The 18,678-nt window shown below is 51.7% G+C and carries 18 protein-coding genes; 3 read left to right on the plus strand and 15 right to left on the minus strand.

What is annotated here, in order from left to right:
• Positions 1 to 191 precede the first annotated feature (191 nt).
• Positions 192 to 737 (plus strand): DUF2911 domain-containing protein, encoded by a 546-nt coding sequence (locus IE117_RS25340; protein WP_189568897.1) that lies wholly within the window; start codon positions 192 to 194, stop codon positions 735 to 737.
• Between the two features lie 95 nt (positions 738 to 832).
• Here the strand turns inward: IE117_RS25340 and IE117_RS25345 are convergent, their stop codons facing one another.
• Genes IE117_RS25345 through ruvX form a run of 3 tightly spaced genes read right to left on the minus strand, consistent with a single transcriptional unit; the run spans position 833 to position 2,599 of the window.
• The gene (locus tag IE117_RS25345) at positions 833 to 1,522 is read right to left on the minus strand and encodes a response regulator transcription factor (RefSeq protein WP_189568901.1); all 690 of its coding nucleotides are present in this window, start codon (positions 1,520 to 1,522) and stop codon (positions 833 to 835) included.
• 21 nt (positions 1,523 to 1,543) lie between these two features.
• Positions 1,544 to 2,122, minus strand: coding sequence for a peptide deformylase (gene def, locus IE117_RS25350; RefSeq protein ID WP_189568904.1), 579 nt, complete (start codon positions 2,120 to 2,122; stop codon positions 1,544 to 1,546).
• Positions 2,123 to 2,170: 48 nt separating this feature from the next.
• Positions 2,171 to 2,599, minus strand: a complete 429-nt coding sequence (ruvX, locus tag IE117_RS25355; RefSeq protein WP_189568907.1) for a Holliday junction resolvase RuvX — start codon at positions 2,597 to 2,599, stop codon at positions 2,171 to 2,173.
• 229 nt (positions 2,600 to 2,828) lie between these two features.
• Here ruvX and recJ point away from each other — a divergent pair, with 229 nt between their 5' ends.
• Both recJ and lptB read left to right on the plus strand, forming a co-directional pair.
• Positions 2,829 to 4,538, plus strand: a complete 1,710-nt coding sequence (gene recJ, locus IE117_RS25360; protein ID WP_189568910.1) for a single-stranded-DNA-specific exonuclease RecJ — start codon at positions 2,829 to 2,831, stop codon at positions 4,536 to 4,538.
• Positions 4,539 to 4,553: 15 nt separating this feature from the next.
• On the plus strand, positions 4,554 to 5,285 hold the full coding sequence (gene lptB / locus IE117_RS25365; RefSeq protein WP_189568913.1) for an LPS export ABC transporter ATP-binding protein: 732 nt from the start codon (positions 4,554 to 4,556) through the stop codon (positions 5,283 to 5,285).
• Between the two features lie 67 nt (positions 5,286 to 5,352).
• On the opposite strand, the gene IE117_RS25370 is transcribed toward lptB, so the two are convergent.
• The 12 genes from IE117_RS25370 to IE117_RS25425 form a co-directional block, all read right to left on the minus strand.
• A complete protein-coding gene (locus tag IE117_RS25370; RefSeq protein ID WP_189568916.1) occupies positions 5,353 to 6,072 on the minus strand; it encodes a hypothetical protein in 720 nt (239 codons plus the stop codon).
• 57 nt (positions 6,073 to 6,129) lie between these two features.
• Positions 6,130 to 6,513 (minus strand): hypothetical protein, encoded by a 384-nt coding sequence (locus IE117_RS25375; protein WP_189568919.1) that lies wholly within the window; start codon positions 6,511 to 6,513, stop codon positions 6,130 to 6,132.
• 7 nt (positions 6,514 to 6,520) lie between these two features.
• Positions 6,521 to 7,888 (minus strand): vanadium-dependent haloperoxidase, encoded by a 1,368-nt coding sequence (locus tag IE117_RS25380; RefSeq protein ID WP_189568922.1) that lies wholly within the window; start codon positions 7,886 to 7,888, stop codon positions 6,521 to 6,523.
• Positions 7,889 to 7,977: 89 nt separating this feature from the next.
• Positions 7,978 to 8,673 carry a DNA repair protein RecO gene (gene recO, locus IE117_RS25385; protein WP_189568925.1) on the minus strand — a complete coding sequence of 232 codons (696 nt, stop codon included), beginning with the start codon at positions 8,671 to 8,673 and terminating at the stop codon, positions 7,978 to 7,980.
• Between the two features lie 86 nt (positions 8,674 to 8,759).
• Entirely contained in the window at positions 8,760 to 9,374 is a 615-nt protein-coding gene (locus IE117_RS25390; protein WP_189568928.1) for an arsenate-mycothiol transferase ArsC, read from the minus strand.
• 5 nt (positions 9,375 to 9,379) lie between these two features.
• Positions 9,380 to 10,432, minus strand: coding sequence for an ACR3 family arsenite efflux transporter (gene arsB, locus IE117_RS25395; protein ID WP_189568931.1), 1,053 nt, complete (start codon positions 10,430 to 10,432; stop codon positions 9,380 to 9,382).
• 30 nt (positions 10,433 to 10,462) lie between these two features.
• Complete coding sequence (locus IE117_RS25400) at positions 10,463 to 11,362, minus strand: arsenite methyltransferase (RefSeq protein ID WP_189568934.1); 900 nt, start codon at positions 11,360 to 11,362, stop codon at positions 10,463 to 10,465.
• Positions 11,363 to 11,435: 73 nt separating this feature from the next.
• Positions 11,436 to 11,762, minus strand: a complete 327-nt coding sequence (locus tag IE117_RS25405; protein ID WP_189568937.1) for an ArsR/SmtB family transcription factor — start codon at positions 11,760 to 11,762, stop codon at positions 11,436 to 11,438.
• A 129-nt stretch (positions 11,763 to 11,891) separates the two neighbouring features.
• Positions 11,892 to 14,921, minus strand: coding sequence for a WD40/YVTN/BNR-like repeat-containing protein (locus IE117_RS25410; protein ID WP_189568940.1), 3,030 nt, complete (start codon positions 14,919 to 14,921; stop codon positions 11,892 to 11,894).
• A 191-nt stretch (positions 14,922 to 15,112) separates the two neighbouring features.
• A complete protein-coding gene (locus tag IE117_RS25415) occupies positions 15,113 to 15,478 on the minus strand; it encodes a hypothetical protein (RefSeq protein ID WP_189568943.1) in 366 nt (121 codons plus the stop codon).
• Positions 15,479 to 15,560: 82 nt separating this feature from the next.
• Positions 15,561 to 16,928, minus strand: coding sequence for a methyltransferase RsmF C-terminal domain-like protein (locus tag IE117_RS25420; protein WP_262893130.1), 1,368 nt, complete (start codon positions 16,926 to 16,928; stop codon positions 15,561 to 15,563).
• A 67-nt stretch (positions 16,929 to 16,995) separates the two neighbouring features.
• Complete coding sequence (locus IE117_RS25425; protein WP_189568948.1) at positions 16,996 to 18,585, minus strand: M28 family peptidase; 1,590 nt, start codon at positions 18,583 to 18,585, stop codon at positions 16,996 to 16,998.
• Positions 18,586 to 18,678: the final 93 nt, after the last annotated feature.

Here is an 18,678-nt window from a genome sequence, read left to right on the forward strand (position 1 = left end):
GATGGTACCGGTCTCAAAGCCGGCAGAGTAGGTAGCCGCCACTTTTTCATACAACCCAGGACCGGGCCGCGCTGCACCAGCAGCGCGGCCCGCTTGCGTTACGACCGGCTGGTTTATGCAAAAGAGCATGAACCAGCCTTTTTTTATATCTTTGGAAAACCCTTTTATAGATCCTCCTTTACTAAATTATTATGAACAAATACTTAAAATGGACCCTTATCGCCTTGGGTGGTCTTGTTGTAATTGCATTTATCGGCTTCCAGGTAATGACGGCTAATACCAAGAAGGCAAGCCCTGAACAGACAGTTTCTTTCAATGAAGGCGAGAAGCATGTGGAAGTGTACTACAATCGCCCTTCTAAGAAGGGACGGGAAATTTTTGGGGGTTTAGTACCCTACGGTGAGGTCTGGCGGACGGGTGCCAATGAAGCTACCACCTTCACAACCAAAACCGAACTTGTAATCGATGGCAAAATGCTCCCTGCGGGTGAATACACGCTTTGGACGATTCCAGAGAAGGATAAATGGACCGTCATTTTCAACAACAAGCAGTACAGTTGGGGTGTCAATTTCGACGGTACTCCGATCCGCGAAGCAGAGGCGGATGTTCTGAAAGTAGAAGTTCCAACTCAGGTTACCAATTCCCCGGCGGAAATGTTTACTATCTCATTCGATCAATCCATACCAGCGATGGAAATGGCCTGGGATATGACGAAGGTTTCGGTACCAATCAAATGAATGGACGATTGACAATGGATAGCTGACAAATTTTGAATAGAGAGGTCGGCTCCGTTTGAAATTGCCTTGCCCCACTCCATTGTCCTTTAAAGTAACTACCAGCTTATTCGAAAACCAACGCCATGCACGTTGTCTATCCGGAGGTTGGGATCACCGCTAAGGTACTTACGAAGGCGGGAAATAAATACGTCCAGGCTACGGCCCATAAAGTAGTCATCGTCGCCCCAAATGGCTTTTAGCAAATCTTCACGCTTGATTACCTCGTTGGGGCGCTGGGCGAGGTACTTCATAACTTCTGCCTCTCTGAAAGTTAACGTATGGGTGTCGCCATTCAGAGTGAGCGTTAGTTTTTGAAAATCGAATAGATATCTACCTACCCTCAGTGGTGAATCGTCGTCGCTTGGCCTGGGCGTGTCCGTTTTGGAGCGGCGTAGAAACACCTCAATCCGCAAAATTAATTCCTGAATGCTGAATGGCTTGGTCACGTAATCGTCGGCGCCCAGGCGAAGCCCGTGTAGGCGGTCATCCAACAGTGCGCGAGCAGTAAGGAAAAGGATGGGTACATGCTGGTCGGAGGCGCGGATTTTTTCAGCCAATGTAAAGCCGTCCATTTGGGGCAGCATCACATCCAGCACACAGATATCGAAGTGTTCTTTCTGAAATGTATTCCACGCCTCCTGCCCGTCCATACAGTGAACAATTTCGTATTCATTGGCTTCGAGATTGTCTTTGGTGGCGAAGCTTAGATTGGGATCGTCTTCAACGTACAGAATGCGGGGACTCATGGCAAGGTACTTACTAGTGAATTATCTGCGGCTATGAAAACGCATCCGGTAATCCACGTCTACAACGCCTTTGGAAATATCGCTAAGCTTGCGTTTGAGAAGTTGACGTTTCAATGCGGGTAGGTAGTCTGTGAAGAGCTTGCCTTCCAGGTGGTCGTACTCATGCTGAATAATACGGGCGGCCATTCCCTCGTGGGTTTCTTCGTGTTCGTTCCAGTCGATATCCCTGTAACGGATCGTTACGATTTCGGGTCGGTAAACTTCCCCACGGATACCGGGAATACTCAAACAGCCCTCCTCAAAGGCCCAGTCGTCACCGTCTTCTTCCACGATCTCAGGGTTTATAAATATCTTTTTAAAACCTTCCAGCGTAGGATCTTTGTCTTCCTCCTCTTCGTCTTCGTTCATGGCGGTACCGTCCACTACGAAAACCCGGATGCCCAAACCCACTTGTGGAGCGGCCAAACCAACGCCCGCCGCGTCATGCATGGTTTCAAACAGATCATCCGAGAGCTTTTGCAAATCCATTTCGTCTTTTTCTAGGGGCCGGGTCACCTTTCGCAGAATGGGGTCGCCGTAAGCTACTATGGGGTAAATCATTAAGGGAAATATGAATTGTGATTGATGAATAATTATGCTTGAAGTGAGTTACCGCATAGGATTGAGCCGTTGACTTTCCATGAAAGATTGCAGAATGACCACGGCACTCACTTTATCGAGATTACCTTTTTCGCGACGTTCACTTTTCTTACTACCTCCTGTAATCATGGCTTGCAGGGCAATAGAGGAGGTGAAACGCTCATCGTGGGGATAAACAGGGATATCGGGAAAAGTGGATTCCAATTTTTTGATGAATGTTCTGACCGCTTGCGTATTGTGCGTATCGCTGCTATCCAGGCGGCGCGGCATGCCTATAACAATAGCTTCAACCGCCTCTCTTTCTACGTATTTTTTCAAATAATCCAACAGCAAATGCGTCCGTACTGTTTCCAGAGCCGTAGCAATAATCTGCAAGGGATCGGTCACAGCCAGTCCGGTTCGTTTGGAACCATAATCGATTGCTAGGAGGCGGGGCATTTAATTTGGAATTAGTGAATGCAGGAATCAGTGAATATGATCATCGCTAGTCTAATCCGACATTCAGCAATTCCAAATTGATTCCGCAAAGATAAGAGGTTTGGGTAGCTTTTGGCAAAATGTAGGGCTTGAGAACCGGTAGCGGGACAGGAGCGTTAAAGTTTCTTAATAGATTCACAAGGCTATTTGCTCCGCCTTCCGAACACGCCTTTTCCGTATCTTTGCCCTTATGACTGAAAAACGCTGGATTTCTGCTGCCGAGCTGACAACTGAACAAAGTACCTCTGCCAACACACTGGCCAAGGCGATCAACGTCAGTCCGTTTCTGGCGTCCTTGCTGGTGCAGCGCGGGGTGCGTAATTTTGAGGAAGCAAAAGACTTTTTTCGACCCGATTTGTCTTCGCTGCACGATCCTTTTGCCATGGAAGACATGGACAAGGCAGTTGATCGTCTTACGTCGGCTATAGGCAAAGGGGAGAAAATTCTGGTATACGGTGACTACGACGTAGACGGTACTACTTCGGTGGCGATGTTCTACGGCTTTCTCAGCACTATATACGATCGACTCGATTATTACATTCCTGACCGCTACACCGAGGGCTACGGCGTGTCCACGCAGGGCATCGACTGGGCGGCAGAAAATGGATTTTCCCTGATTGTGGCGCTGGATTGCGGCATCAAGTCCGTAGACAAAGTGGAGTATGCCAATTCTCTGGGCGTGGATTTCATCATTTGCGACCACCACCGTCCTGGCGAGACGTTACCGCCTGCCGCCGCAGTACTCGATCCCAAACGTTCCGATTGCGAGTATCCTTACAAAGAATTGACGGGGTGTGGCGTAGGATTCAAATTGCTTCACGCTTTCTGCCAGCAGAATGGGCAGGATATGGATTTGCTTTATCCGTACCTGGACCTGCTGGTCGTGAGTATCGCATCGGACATTGTTCCGATTACGGGTGAAAACCGGGTATTGGCTTACTACGGTTTGCAGCACCTGAACACTACGCCCCGCGCCGGATTAAGAGCCCTGATCAAGATTGCGGGTATCCACAATGTGCTGGATATTCAGAACGTTGTGTTTGGCCTTGGACCGCGGATTAACGCCGCAGGACGCATCAAACACGCTAAGGAAGCCGTGAGACTGTTGCTGTGCGACGACGAGGATGAGGCCGACGAATTTGCGCAGCAAATCAACAAACACAACAGCGACCGCCGGAAATTCGACACCAGCATCACGGATGAGGCTCTGGCTATGATTCAGGAGGACGCCTGGCTCTCTGAGGCCAAAAGTACGGTACTGTTCAAGGAGGATTGGCACAAGGGCGTGATCGGCATTGTGGCGAGCCGCTGTATCGAGCATTTTCATCGCCCGACGATCATCCTGACCAAATCCAACGGCAAAGCCGCCGGTTCGGCGCGCTCGGTACCGGGCTTCGATGTGTACGAGGCCATTGAAGAGTGCGCCGACCTGCTCGAGCAGTTCGGTGGCCATACATTTGCAGCGGGAATGACTCTTCCTGTCGAGAACGTCGATGCTTTTCGGCTTCGCTTCGATGAAATTGTGAGCGGGCGCATCCTGCCAGAGCAACTCACGCCGATGATTAGTGTGGATTTGGAACTCGATCTGGAAGATGTTTCCTGGAAAGCCTATAAAGTTCTGAAGCAAATGGGACCTTTTGGGCCGGGTAATATGACGCCCGTGTTCGTGAGTCGGGGTGTTTCCATCGCCGGCAAACCGACGATCATGAAAGAGAAGCACATCAAGTTCAACGTTTACCAGGGCAATTCGCCTGCTTTCACGGTGATTGCCTTTGGCATGGCGCATATATATCCCGATCTGATGAATGGTAAATCGTTTGATATCTGCTACTCGCTGGATGAAAATACCTTTCGGGATAAAACGACGTTGCAGTTCATGCTGAAAGACATTAAGTTTTAGCTATCCACACAACCTATGATCCTCAGAACCGAAAATCTTGTCAAAAAATACGGCGCCCGGCTCGTTAATGATAACGTGAGTTATCAGGTGGAGCAGGGCGAGATTGTGGGGCTGCTGGGGCCGAATGGGGCCGGAAAAACGACTTCCTTTTATATGGCCGTTGGATTGGTAAAGCCCAATAGCGGCCACGTCTATCTCGATGACCGTGATATTACCAGTCTGCCCATGTACAAGAGGGCGCGGTTGGGACTGGGTTATCTGGCGCAGGAAGCTTCGGTGTTCCGGCAATTGACCGTCGAAGAAAATATCAGGGCGGTGCTGGAAATGACGGATCTGTCGCGGCAGGCTCAGCGGGATAAGGTGGAAGAACTCATCGAAGAGTTCAGCCTGGAACACGTACGAAAAAATATGGGTATGGTACTGTCGGGCGGAGAACGAAGGCGTACCGAAATTGCCCGCGCTCTGGCTGTGGACCCAAAGTTCATCCTGCTAGACGAACCCTTCGCGGGCGTCGACCCAATTGCCGTTGAAGACATTCAGACCATCGTCGCCAAACTCAAACACCGGAATATCGGTATACTCATCACCGACCACAACGTGAACGAAACGCTTTCGATTACCGATCGGGCCTATCTATTGTTTGAAGGAAAAATCCTGAAACAGGGTACCGCAGAAGAACTTGCCGAAGATGAAGTCGTGCGGCGCGTGTACCTGGGGCAGCATTTTGAGTTGAAGCGGAAGGTGTAAAGAGTGATGAATTATTTATGTATGTATGAATGGCTTATTTTCAGCTATGTACCCATAACTTCACCTATCACTCATTAATTTTCTCCCAAACCTCGTGAATAGGATCGCCTTTGCTGCTTTTACCGGAATGATCCCATTTCCCGTCCGTTAGCTGCCAATCGAAAGTAAGGTCTGCGCCCACGCGGAAGCGGTCGCGGGAAAAAAACTGGATGTGTTCGGTATATTTGCCATTCTTGATGTCATAGGTACCGCCTCCCGTACCATAAAAACCCTTCACTGCCGGGTCGATAGCCGCCCACTGAAAGCGTGTTCCCGACAGGATTTTGAGTGTCTTGCGGGTACCCGTCTGGTGGATTTCCATCATTTCGCCTGTGCCGTCTTTGGCTCGTCCGGTAATATGCCAGGTACCGGCCATCGGCTTATCCCTGGCATCGTCCACCAGCATCCACACCAATTCTTCGTCTTCGCCGCGCAATGTGAGAATACTGTCTTTGCGGATAACGGTGTAAACAACCGACTTATTGATCCTGGCTGTGTCGTTGGTATTGAATTCGGTGGTGTAAGTCATCTGGTCGCCCTGCATCGTGAATGAGCCACCTTCGGTGCGGTCAAAGTACTTGTTAAGAATACTGTACGAAGCGATCATCAGGTAATCGTCGGCCACAATCAGCGAAGCGATACTGTTGTTAGGTTGCTGCGACCGCCACGCCCCTTTAATAGACTGGGCATCTGCGGAAGAGTAGAGAAGCACGAAAGAAAGGAGAAAAGGAAGTACGGTCTTTTTCATCGGAAATAGAGTTAGGTTTTTGACTACGGAAAGGTACTCAAAAACTGTTCCAGCGCTCTATTTACAAATCTCGTCTAGCTTCTTGGCGACAGCCACGTCAAACGCCTCCCGCTGCTCTATTGATTTGTAATGAGCATCAAACAGACTGTCCATCACGAAAGTAAGTCGCGTTGCCAGTAGGCCCGTCTGCTCGGTCAAGGTTTGTTTCAGGGAGTCTTCTTCGGCTTTCTGGGCTTCGGTGAGAGGGATATTGGCTTTCATCAGCGAGTCGCCCCGCAACCGGAGTTCGTTGGCTACCTGAAAGCGCTGCTCTTTCAACTGCCGCGCCTGGCACTCCAATTCCGCCATTAAATCGATATCCTCGTCCCGGACCGAATTCTCATCGCAGCTAACAAGGGAAACCGTCAAGGCAATCAACAGCAGGGTTTTTGTCACTTTCAACTTTCCGTTATTTTAAATTTTTTGGCCAATTGATGGACCGTAGCACATTGTCGCCCACAGCACGGCCCATGAGCAGCCCGCGTTGATTGTCCATGTCATAATGTATACCGCCGTACAGGCGCGAGTCGGCGCATTCTTCGGCCATTTTCTTGAAGTTGGTAAACTTCCTGGTACCGAAGCCATGCTGCAATTGTGAGCGGTCGGTGAAGGGATACTCGCCATCGCCATCGGTGAACATTTCGGTAAACACCCGTTCACCCACGGCAGCTTCGGTGGCGTGGCCCGAGGTGTAGGCCGGGAAAGGTGGCGTACCGATCACGGTCTTAAAATTAGGGTCTATGTATTTCTGGATGTAGGAAACCGGGCGGATAAGCGCGTAATCGTACTTGATTTTCCAGCAAGTGATGAAAGCGTCGTTCTCCGCGATGCCCAGTTTGGCGTAGGCCACAACTGCTTTTTCAAGCGTGGCGTTTGTTTCTTTCAACAGTTGAGTCAGAATACCGAACGTATGACCCGTGGGTGTACAGGTCGCAAAGGGATCGTCGGCCCAGAAACGGGCAATTTCACGCTGCTCTTCGGTGCCGTTCCTGACTACATCGTACACCTGCCTGCTTATTTTGTAAAATTCCGAATTCGGGTCGGTGGAAAAAGCAACGGGCTTGGGTGGCACGGCGTAATCCATGTTAGAGGCCAGCATCGGGCGGCATTTATCCCATTCGGGACAGAGAGGCGTCAGGTTCTTGGCGTCGGTCGGAATCCATTTGTCGGGCCCGACGGGAATCTGGTAAGTGGCTGAAAAAGGGCGAAGGTAGGCTTCATGACCGCCGTCGGTCTTGGAATAGTCAAAAACCGCCGCTGCAATATCCTTGCCTAGTTTTTGAGAAAGTTCCGCCACGGCTTTGCTGGGCGCTTCCTGCTTGAATTGACCGTAGTTTGTCTCTTCCTTCTCGTTGACAATTTTCAGGTTGGAAGCCGCCAGGCTGCTGCCGAACGACAATCGCATGATTTCGGCTACCGCCGCGTTGGTGACAATACCCCAGTGATACTGTACGCTCAGGGCGTCGGCCGTTGGCATTGTATAGGAACCAAAACCGTTCAGTTGCCCGGTCAGTGAGCGCGCGCCGGGAATGCCCCGATAAGCAGCTTCGTAGGCTGTTACACCCGTAAGTCCGAAAACCCGCGCCGCCTGAGGTGGAAAAAAACCGGGCGTTTCTTTTACCAATCGGCATTCAAGATTGACCCAATCATGTAAAAAATCTGCCGAATAGTTAACAGTAAGATTCGCTGAGGGTGGGGTGTTGGGCGTCACCTGATCGACTGGCGTACAGCTCCATAATAAGGCAAAGAAGGTGAAGAGGTAAAAAACTTTTTTCATCGTCAGTATATTGGTTCGTTCACTTCATCGACTTTATTCACCAACGAAAAAGGCAACAATGATGCCAATTTTTGAAGTACCTGGATTTTCTAGTTAAGTACCTCGTGCAGTACTTCCAGCGACTTGATTTCACCCAATGAATCAAGGTGAATTTTGTACAGAAAAACCAGCATGTTCAGCAATGAAATCCGTCGCTTCTTATCCAGTGGCACCACAATGCCGAAGGGAGCAGAAAGCCATATTTGCAACGCAGCCTTCTGCGTAGGATCGGGCGAAGCCGGGTAATGGTTTTCGCGGAGTTCGTTCGTCAGATCGTCGGCAGTTTCCATGCCGAAACCCAGGAAAAAGGCCAGTTGGGCCAGCACGTGAATATGAAAATTTTCGTAGTGTTCACCGGCATTGTCAAGATAGAGCACGGCATCTTCCAGGAACTCGAATAGCGGGATGTTTTCCTCTTCTTCCCGCAACGATTTTATCAAAATTTCGGTCAGGAACAAACTCAGGCTCGATTTCACAACTTCGAACGGCAGGCTGTGAAATGGAATCCGGCACTTGATTTCGGAAATGCGGTGCAGTGCGTCCGATTTGTTTTTGTGATAAACTACCAGATCCAGCAGCGTGAGTGGCTGAAACAGGGCGATGCGGTTAGACTTGGATCGGCTGCTTCGCACACCATTCACGATGTAGCTCTGAATACCAAAGGCTTCGGTATAAATCTTGGCAATGATGGACGACTCGCGATATCGGATATAGTTCAGCGCAATACCCCGGGTTTTATGCAGCATCAGGACGATTTTTTTGATAGCAAAGATAAAAAAACCTCCCGGTTTGGCGGGAGGTTTGTCGAATGTACAGGAGGCATTTTTTTGTTTCAGACCGGAAGGTTGGAAAACACGTATCTCATTTCTGCGGCGATCTGTTCACTACGCTCCTCATAAGCTTGTTTTTCGAGCGGAGTGCCATCTGCCTCTTTCGGATCGGCATAGGTGATCGCGATGCGGCTTTGCGCACCAGAGATGTAAGGACAATTTTTCTCCGCGTGGTCGCACGTCATAATTGCGGCGAAATCGTTCGTGGGATTCGGAGCCTGGTCGTATAGTTTTGAAAATGCGACGATAGGCAGGGCCGCTTCTGAATACCGTAGTTCGTAAACCGGGTTTTCCCCTTCGGTAGTTTTCTTGACCGCCAGCCCGGCGCTGGTCAACGCGTCCAGGGTGTTAGGGTGGCATGCCGTGGCCTCAGTGCCGCCCGAATAGCAACGAACCCGGGGAACCCCCCAATAATGCGCCGCTACCTGCGCCCACACCTGCCCCAGATGGCTCCGGCGCGAGTTGTGGGTGCAGATAAACGTTAGGTTTATGATCTCACTATGGTCTAGTTTTTCCAAGATATAGCTCCGAAAACGGTTCAAAGCTTTCAGACGCTCTTCGGGAATGGAGCGATCGTCAAGAGAGTCGAAGTAGGTTTGAATTCTGGGGAATAGCATGATTACTAGTTTGTCGGGGAAATTTCAGTAAAAGTGTATTCTTGTTTTTTTGCAAAGTTGACCATTAGAATGAGTACGGGAACTTCAATCAATGGACCTACCACCGCCGCAAATGCAGCTCCCGATTCGATTCCGAAAACCGAAATAGCCACAGCAATGCCCAACTCAAAGTTATTGCCGGCTGCGGTGAACGCCAGAGAAGTGGCTTTTGGATAATCGGCCCCCGCTCTCTTGGATAGATAAAATGCAGAAAAAAACATGATGACGAAGTAGAGAGAAAGAGGAATCATTATCCGAACGACGTCTAGCGGAATCTGTACGATCATCTGCCCTTTTAAGCTGAACATCACCACGATCGTGAATAACAGGGCGATCAGCGTGATGGGGCTCACAGCGGGCAGGTAAGTGCCTTCAAACCAGGTTCGGCCTTTTACTTTTGTAAGGACATAGCGGGAAGCAACTCCCAGCAGGAATGGTATGCCGAGGTAAATGAAAACGCTTTGGGCTACCTCTGTCATCGTGATGTTTATGTCGTAGCCTGTCAACCCGAGGAAGTCGGGAAGAACTTTGATAAAAATCCAAGCGTAAACAGGGTAAAAAAGGACTTGAAAGACACTGTTGAAAGCGACTAATCCGGCAGCATAAAGCCGATTGCCGTTTGCGAGGTCGTTCCACACGATTACCATGGCAATACAACGGGCTATACCAATCATAATCAGGCCCGTCATGTAATCAGGCCGATCAGAAAGGAAAGCTACGGCCAGCCCAAACATCAGAACCGGGCCTATGACCCAGTTCTGAACTAAGGACAGCAGCAGTATCTTCCCATTTTTGAATACGCTTGGGAGTTCTTCAAACCGCACCTTTGCCAGCGGCGGGTACATCATGAGAATCAGGCCGATTGCCAGCGGGACGTTGGTGGTACCCGCATTGAAGCGATTGATGAATACGCCGGACTGGGGAAAGAAATAGCCGATTCCGACGCCCGCCAGCATAGCCGAGAAAATCCACAGAGTGAGCCAGCGATCTAGGAAAGACAAACTTTTGGGGCTAGACATAGAAAATAGATTTATGACTGAACACAATCCCTAGCTGCAGCAGTCGGGTCCACAGCAGGATTCACCAGCCTCGGCAGTTACCTGATTCAGCATCTCCAGAGCAGGTTTCTTCGGGCCACCTGGCTTACTGGCAAAGAGCGTAATGCTTTCAATCTGATCCGTACCCTGACGAAAGGCTGCGATTTCTCCGGTAGAAATGTACTCGCTGAGAATGTCATCCGGAATGAAAATAGCCTTCTGCTTCTGAACGGTCAGATTTTCGAAACCCGCCGCAGCTGCCATGGTCAGGTACTCATTCTTCTGAATGGCGCCCGATACGCAACCCGCATACATCTCGGCGGCAGAACGTAGTTTTTCCGGTAGTTCGCCATTCAGCACAATGTCCGAGATACTGAAATGGCCACCCGGCTTCAACACGCGGAATATTTCGGCAAATACCTGCCGCTTGTTCGGGACGAGGTTCAGAACGCAGTTGCTGACAATGACGTCAGCCACCGCATCGCCGACGGGCATTTGTTCGATGTCACCCTGCCGGAACTCCACATTGTGCAGGCCGCGCGTTTCGGCGTTTTGCCGGGCGCGGGCGATCATTTCCTCCGTAAAGTCAATGCCGATGACTTTGCCCTCGGGCCCTGTTTCGTGCCGGGCTACGAAAGCATCGTTACCGGCACCGGAGCCCAGATCGATTACGACATCACCTTTTTGGATTTTGGCAAATTGAGTGGGTAATCCGCAGCCCAGTCCGAGGTCGGCTTCTGCGGTGTAGCCTTCCACCGCATCGTAGTCGTCGGTCATGATGTTATAGACCTCTTGCGAGGCTGTGGTGGCACCGCAGCACGAGGCGGCGTTGAGGACGGAGTTGCTGCCTGTCGCGATTTCGGCGTACTTCTTACGGACAATTTCTTTCAGTTCCTGTTCGGTCGTTTCCATAGTTTTGAGTTTTGATTAATTGAGAAGAGATATTAGTTAATTGTAATATTACGATGGTTAAGAGCAAATTTTTTTAACAGCAGCTTTGGGTTTGGAACTTACTAAAAATGGAGGTGAACGCATCCTGCGCTTCTTCCCAAACTGATTCATTGATGCAGTAACACACGCGCGGCGGATCGATTTCCCCTTTGATGATACCAATGCGCTTCAATTCCTTTAAGTGCTGCGAAACCGTGGCTTGCGAAAGGGGTAGTTCGTCTACCAAATCCCCGCAAACGCAGGCTTTGCGCTCGGCCAGTAGTTGCAGAATGGCCACCCGCGCCGGATGAGCGAACGCCTTTGCTAGTTCAGCGATGCGGTTTTCCTGAGCGGTGAATTCTGAGGTTTTGGTAAGGCCCATTGAATGGTTTTGAAATAATTGATGGGCCAAAGGTAGGAAAATTTTTATCAATCGCAATATTACGATAATTGGAAATAAAAAATTTCCCGGAAGTACCCCACCTGGCGTCGACTTCCGGGAATAAGATAGCTACTTCACTTCCTCCATCCCCAGCTCTTCCTCCATATACTCCTCCCACTCGCCGGGTGTCGAAGGAATGGGTCTTGTACTGATCCCCCGGCGTGAAGCCCGCTTTTCAGGGGCCTTGATCGTCAGCGTTTGCTCGGTTTTAGCCCCGTTAGCGGTTGTAACTACTACCTTGTACTTGCCGGGACGGATGTAAAAATTCTTGTCCTCTGCCGCTTCCAGCTTTACCTCTTTGTCTTCCTTCTTTTTGGTTTCGTTCAGGTACTGCGCGTAGGTAGTTTTGGCATCGGGGTTTACGGTGTAGTTCCATACGGCATAGTTCAGGCCCGGTTCGCTATCATCAGTGAGCGAGGCCAGCGTGATGCCTTTGTCCGTTTTGATGTCAAGGGTAGTTTTTCCAGCGGTTTTGGTGTAATACGGAATCTCGTATTCCAGCGGTTTCGATTCGGCGTATTTATTCACCCGGCCCCAGCGTTCGCTGTACGTAACCGGGTCGAGGGTAAAGGCGTACACACTCTTTTGCCGCAGCGTGTCGGCTAGCTGCTGCACCAGGCTCACATCGGCGATATAAATCGAGCGTCCGTGTGTGCCGACGACCAACTCCTTGTCGCGCGGATGCACCAGCAGGTCATGAACCGCCACGGCGGGCAGGCCGCCCGACATCCGCATGAATGAAGTACCCTTGTCAAGCGAAACGTACACGCCGTGGTCGGTGCCGACGTAGAGAATATTGGCGTTGACGGGATCTTCCTTCACCACGTTGATCGGCTCGGCGGGCAGGTCGGTACCGATGGCCTGCCAGGTTTGGCCGTAGTCGGTCGAGGCAAAGAGGTAAGGCAGGAAATTGTCGTCGCGGTAGCCGTTGAGTGAGGCATATACCGTGCCTTCGTCGTGGGCCGAAGCGGTCAGGCGACTCACCCAGAGGTTTTGCGGCAGGGCATCGGAGATCTTCGTCCAGTTATAGCCCGCATCCTTCGATACCCAAGCCAATCCGTCGTCGGTCCCTGCGTACAGCAGGCCAAAGCGCTTGGGCGACTCGTCAATGGTAGTCAAAGTACCAAAAGGAACGTCCCCTTCTTTCCCCCCCTTCGTGAGGTCGTCGGAAAGATTTTCGAATGTTTCACCTTTGTCGAGGCTGCGGTGGAATTTGTTGGAACCAAAATAGACAATATCCTGATTGTGCCGCGAGAGGTGAATCGGAGCCTGCCAGTTAAAGCGCAACTTGGGGTCGCCGATTCCGCGCGGCATGACCAGCCGTTTCATGCTGCCGAAGCCGGGCTTGTCTTTATCGAGCCGGAAGTAGTTGCCGAACTGAAAGCCCGTATAGACCGTGCGGTTGTCGCGCCAGTCCACCTGCACCTGCATTCCGTCGCCCCCCATAATTGATTTCCATTCGGGCAGCGGCGCATCCTCCCGAGGTTTGGAAGTACCCGTCCACACGCCATTGTCCTGCAAACCGCCGTAGACGTTGTAGGGTTTCGCCATATCTACCGCGATGGCGTAAAACTGTCCCAAAGGTTCCGAATTCAGATGCGACCAGTGCTTGCCGCTGTCGTAGGTCACATTCACACCGCCGTCGTTGCCGTTGATCATGTGGTCGGGATTGTTGGGGTTGATCCAGAGCGCGTGATGATCGGAGTGGACATTCTCCTTATCCACGTTTTTCCAGGTTTTGCCGCCGTCCCGCGATTGCAGAATGGGAACACCAAAAGTTACGATGCGATCGGGATCGGAAGGGGCAACGAAAATTTGTCCGAAGTAGTAGCCATAAGTGTAAACCAGGTCGATGGGCTCGTCGTGGGTCTTTTTCCAGGACTTGCCGCCATCGTCGGTACGGTAGATTTCCGCCCCTTTCACAGGGGCCGAGATCAGGTCGTCGTTGGCTCCGCCCACGAAGTCGTAGATATCCTTCACTTTCAGCTTACCACTTTTCAGGTCGTCTTTGAGTTGTTTGGCCGAGTTCTTTTCTGGAAAATTGGATTTATCCAGAAACTCGTTGATGACTAAATCCGACAGTTCCATGAAGTCCTCCACCTTCATATCCTTCAACTGCTTCAATGTCAGGCCTTCGTCGTCTTTTTTGTCTTCCGGTTTGCGCTTGTCCTGATTGTCCACGAAGGCATACATGATGCCTGGATCTTTGGGATAAATGGCCAGGCCGATGCGGCCCACACCTTCGCCCTGCGGCAAGCCGCTACCCGCCGTGCTAAGTAGTTGCCAGGTGTTCCCGCCGTCGGTGGACTGGTAAATCCCGGAGGTTTTACCGCCTTCCACAAAGTTCCAGGCACTGCGCTCCTTATGCCACATTGAGGCAAAAAGTACATTCGGATTGGTCGGGTGAATATCCAGATCGATGGCACCTGTCTGGTCGTCTACGAAAAGCGTTTTGGCCCAGGTTTTGCCGCCGTCGGTCGTTTTGTACACCCCGCGCTCCACATTCGGGCTGTACAGATGGCCGAGTGCCGCCACCCATACCGTGTTAGGGTCACTAGGGTGCAGAATTACCTGTCCGATGTGGTGGGTGTCTTCCAGTCCGACATGCTGCCAGGTTTTGCCGCCGTTGGTACTTTTGTACACACCGTCGCCGGAGTAGGATGAGCGGCTTGAATTGTTCTCTCCCGTGCCGACCCAGATCGTTTGTCCGTTGGTCTTCCAATCCACAGCGATGTCGCCGATGGACATCGTCGATTCATTGTCGAAGAGCGGCGTGAAACTCATGCCGTTGTTGTCCGTGCGCCACAGTCCGCCCGAGGCATAAGCCACGTAAAACTGCGTCGGGTTGGCGTCGTTTACGTCCAGATCTACCACGCGGCCACTCATGTCGGTGGGGCCGATGGCGCGGAACTTTACGTTATTCAGCAGGGAAACTTTGTCTAGTTTTTGGCGCTGTTCGTAGCCTTTGGTGCGGTCGGCGGCGGAAGTGGCCGACAGGGTTGTCGACGGGGGGGGGGCGGTGGTTTTCTTTTTCTTTTGGGCGGAAGTCGTGAGCGATGCGCTCATTGAAACCAAAACAAGGAATAGTATTTTTTTCATACGGATCAAGTGGGTTGCGCTAAGCTTCTGGGAATGTTGTTTTAACAAAAATAGGCAAGTTGATGCCAACAAAAAAAGCCGCATCATTTGATGCGGCTTTTGTACCTCAATCCCTTCTTTGAAAATTTATTCAGAACGAACTTTTGAGAAGATATTTAACGCAGTTACCTGCTTCTGCTACCTCGATTCGCTTAGTTGCCGGCGATCTCAGGATAAATCATTCTCAGCTCTGTGAGCTCCGCCGGCAAATCACCGCACCAACTCCTTAGTCCCGCAATCGTGACGGAGGTTTTGCAAATCTCCCAACCATTACAGCGATAGTAGGTAGTTTCCCTCGCATCGGTGCCCAGGACGCATTCGATGGAGAAAACGGTTTCGCCGCCGCGCTGCGCCTGCATGATGGTGAGGGCAATGCCCTCTTTTTTGTAATAGGAGACTTTATTTTTGAGCCAGGTGATTTCTTGGAGCGGTTCCTCGACGCCGCAGGGTGGAGTGATTTGCGGTGGTTGGGACTGGTAAAAAGCGGTCAGTAACAGAATAAGGAGCAGAGATTTCATAGTTATCAAGTTTTATTGACAAGATGCCCCAATTACGCAATTAGTTGGAAATGCCGCGAAGATTTTTAGGAAAGGCGAATCCCTACACTTCCCGAATATCCATCCGAATCCGCCAGTCCTTGGGCAGGTAGTTATTCACGCGGTTGCCGAGGTTCTTCATCCAGCCCAGATTTAGTCCCTGATGCTGTGCCAGCAGCCAGCCTTTGGGCGTACCATCGGGCAGTTCGATATTCTCCTTTTTTAAAAAACGCAGAGCCGTATCCCGGTCAAGGTCCACAGCGGGCCAATCTGTGACCATGGCTGTACTCATCGCCAGACTATGGGCCGGAATGAAATCTTTACCCTTAAACTCGCCCGCTTCGCGCAACCACACGCCCTGCGGTAGGGCGGTGTCCAGCAGCATCAGGTCGTTCCAAAGTTCGTTGGGGGCGAAAAGTACCGTTCCGTCCGGACGTTGCAGGAAGAAGAGTTCTTCGGCGTCTTGCACCCAATCTTCCAGAGCCGCTTCTTCCCTTTTTTTAAGGTCGCTCAGCTTGCTCATGTACCGCCCGGTCTTGCCCCGGAAGGGCAGACCATGCGACTGGCGGAAAGCGGCGAAGTAGAAGCCCTCACCCCGGAGGCGGTGCGGGTAGCACTGGTAGCCGGGATTACGCGAAACTACCCCCCATTCGGCGGGGAGGGCGACTTCGAGGTGGTCTAGTTTTTGGGTTTCTGCCAGCCAGGTGGCATTCTGGTCGTTTTCGGTGGTATTGTAGGTGCAGGTGCTGTAGAGCAGCGTACCGCCGGGGGCTACCAGCTTCACGGCCGCCGACAGAATGCGCCGCTGCCGGGCCGCGCACATTTCTACATGTTCGGGCGACCACTCGCGCACGGCCTCGGGGTCTTTGCGGAACAGTCCTTCACCCGAGCAGGGCGCATCCACCAGTACGATGTCGAAAAAGCCGTTGAGTTTGGCAAAACTTTCCGGATCGTAGCTGCTGGTGAAAGTACCCGGATGGCCCCAGCGTTCCAGGTTTTCCTGCAAAGGATTGACCCGGCTGCGGATGACCTCGTTGGCCAGCAACAGGCTGCCCGGCGGCATCCACGACGCCAGCAGGGTACTTTTGCCGCCCGGCGCAGCGCACAGGTCCAGAATGCGTATTGGACGCTTGACAGGCATGAGTTGCGAAAGTACTTCGTGCAAAATCATGGACGAAGCTTCCTGCACGTAGTACCCACCTGCATGAAAAATTGGATCGAGCGTGAAGACCGGGCGCTCGGGCAGGTAATAGCCGTGGGGATGCCAGGGTACTTTGTCCAAACCCGAAGCGTCGTACGCCTGCTTATCAGGATTCAATCGGATGCTCACGGGCGGTGCCGTCGCCAGCGTTTCCTCAAATAAAGCAAACTCCGCTCCCAGCTGGGATTGCATAGCGGATTCGAAGGCGGGAGGAAGATTTTTTTCGTTCAAAGTACTTGCTTATACGCGTTCAGCTAATTGAAATCCAGGTTCTCAACGAAGAACCAAGAATGCTGAACTACTCTTTGTTACTATCGACCTTGATCCGTTCCTCACGATTGGCCAGTTCCCAGGCGGTATAGAAAACCAACTTGACGATAGGCGCCTGCTTGTCGAACATAATCTTCTCGACATCGTCGCCGGGACGGTGGTAGTCTTCGTGGACACCCGTGAAGTAGAAAATCACCGGGATGCCTTTCTTGGCAAAATTGTAGTGGTCGGAGCGGTAGTAGAAGCGGTTCGGGTCTTTGGGGTCGTTGAAAGTATAGTCCAGCTTGTAGCCCACGTGTGCTTCGTTGGCCGCCTCGCTGATGGCGTGGAGCTCAGAAGACAGCTTGTCGGAGCCGATGATGTAGACGTACTTGGGGTCTTCGGCGTGTTCCTTATCCACGCGGCCAATCATGTCGATGTTCAGGTCGGCCACGGTATTCTCCAGAGGCAGCAGCGGATTTTCCGAATAGTAGGCCGAGCCGAAAAGCCCCTTCTCTTCACCCGTCACATTCAGGAACAGGATGCTGCGGCGCGGACCGTTGCCGTCGGCCTTGGCCTGACTGAATGCCTCGGCCAGTTCCAGCAGCGAAACGGTACCCGAGCCGTCGTCGTCGGCTCCATTATTGATTTGGCCGTCCGACGAAATACCGATGTGATCCAGGTGCGCCGAAATGACAACTACCTCGTCTTTCTTGTCGGTACCTTCCAGAAATCCCGCCACATTTTCGGTACCTATGGTTTCGCTTTTGCGCTCCACTTTCAGCGACACGGTGCCGATGGGCCCCCTAGTTACTGGAATACCTTTCTTGTCGATGTCTTCCTGCAGTCCTTTCAGTTTCTTCGGTGAAGTGCGGAGCAGGGCCGCCCCTACTTCGGGAGAAACGGTGAAAACCGCCATATTGCTGAGCGATTCCTGAACGGGCTTCATGCTCATGCGATTCATGCGCCGGGCCATGATGGCCCGCTGCTTCACCAGTTGCTCAAACTCCTTGCCGTCTTTCTCCGACACCATAAATACGTACTTCGCGCCCTTGGCTATAGCCGTCGCGGCTTTCTTTTGCCACGACTGCGGTCCGCTCCAGCTCGAAGCCTGGTCGCTGTCGTTGATGTAGTACTTGCCGCTGCGGTCTTTCGGCTCGCCCTCCAGAATTACGACCGCTTTACCCGTCACGTCCAGATCTGCATAGTCGTTATAGGGGGCGGCTTCAATGCCGTAGCCCGCAAAAACCGTCGGAGCCGACACCTCGCTGTCGGTACTTAGCAATCCGTTGAGATAGAAATCCTCGTTGAATGCGAATTTCCGGCCGTCGGCCTTGACATACACATCGCCCCAGGTTTTTTGGTAAAGGTCATAGTGTTGGTAGTAGCTCTTGGCTCCGGCGCTATCGGTGGCGATGGGCGCGAGGCCATACATTTTAAAGTGTTTCGACACGTAGTCGGCGGCTTTCTTCTGGCCTTCCGAACCCGTGTCACGACCTTCCAGGCTGTCGGAGGCAATGATGACCAGGTGTTTTTTAAGGTCAGTGGGAGTGATCGTTTCGGCGTATTTGGTGGCCGTATCCTGGGCCTGGCCGAGGGTGGCGGATAGTAGCAGACCGCCGAGAAGGTATTTGTTCATTTTCAAAGAATTGGATTGAATCGATACAAAAACGAAAAAAGGATTCGCTTCATTCGTTTGTAAGACAAATAAAGCGAATCCCTAGCCTAACGC

Source organism: Persicitalea jodogahamensis (genome assembly GCF_014651615.1).
Taxonomy (GTDB): domain Bacteria; phylum Bacteroidota; class Bacteroidia; order Cytophagales; family Spirosomataceae; genus Persicitalea; species Persicitalea jodogahamensis.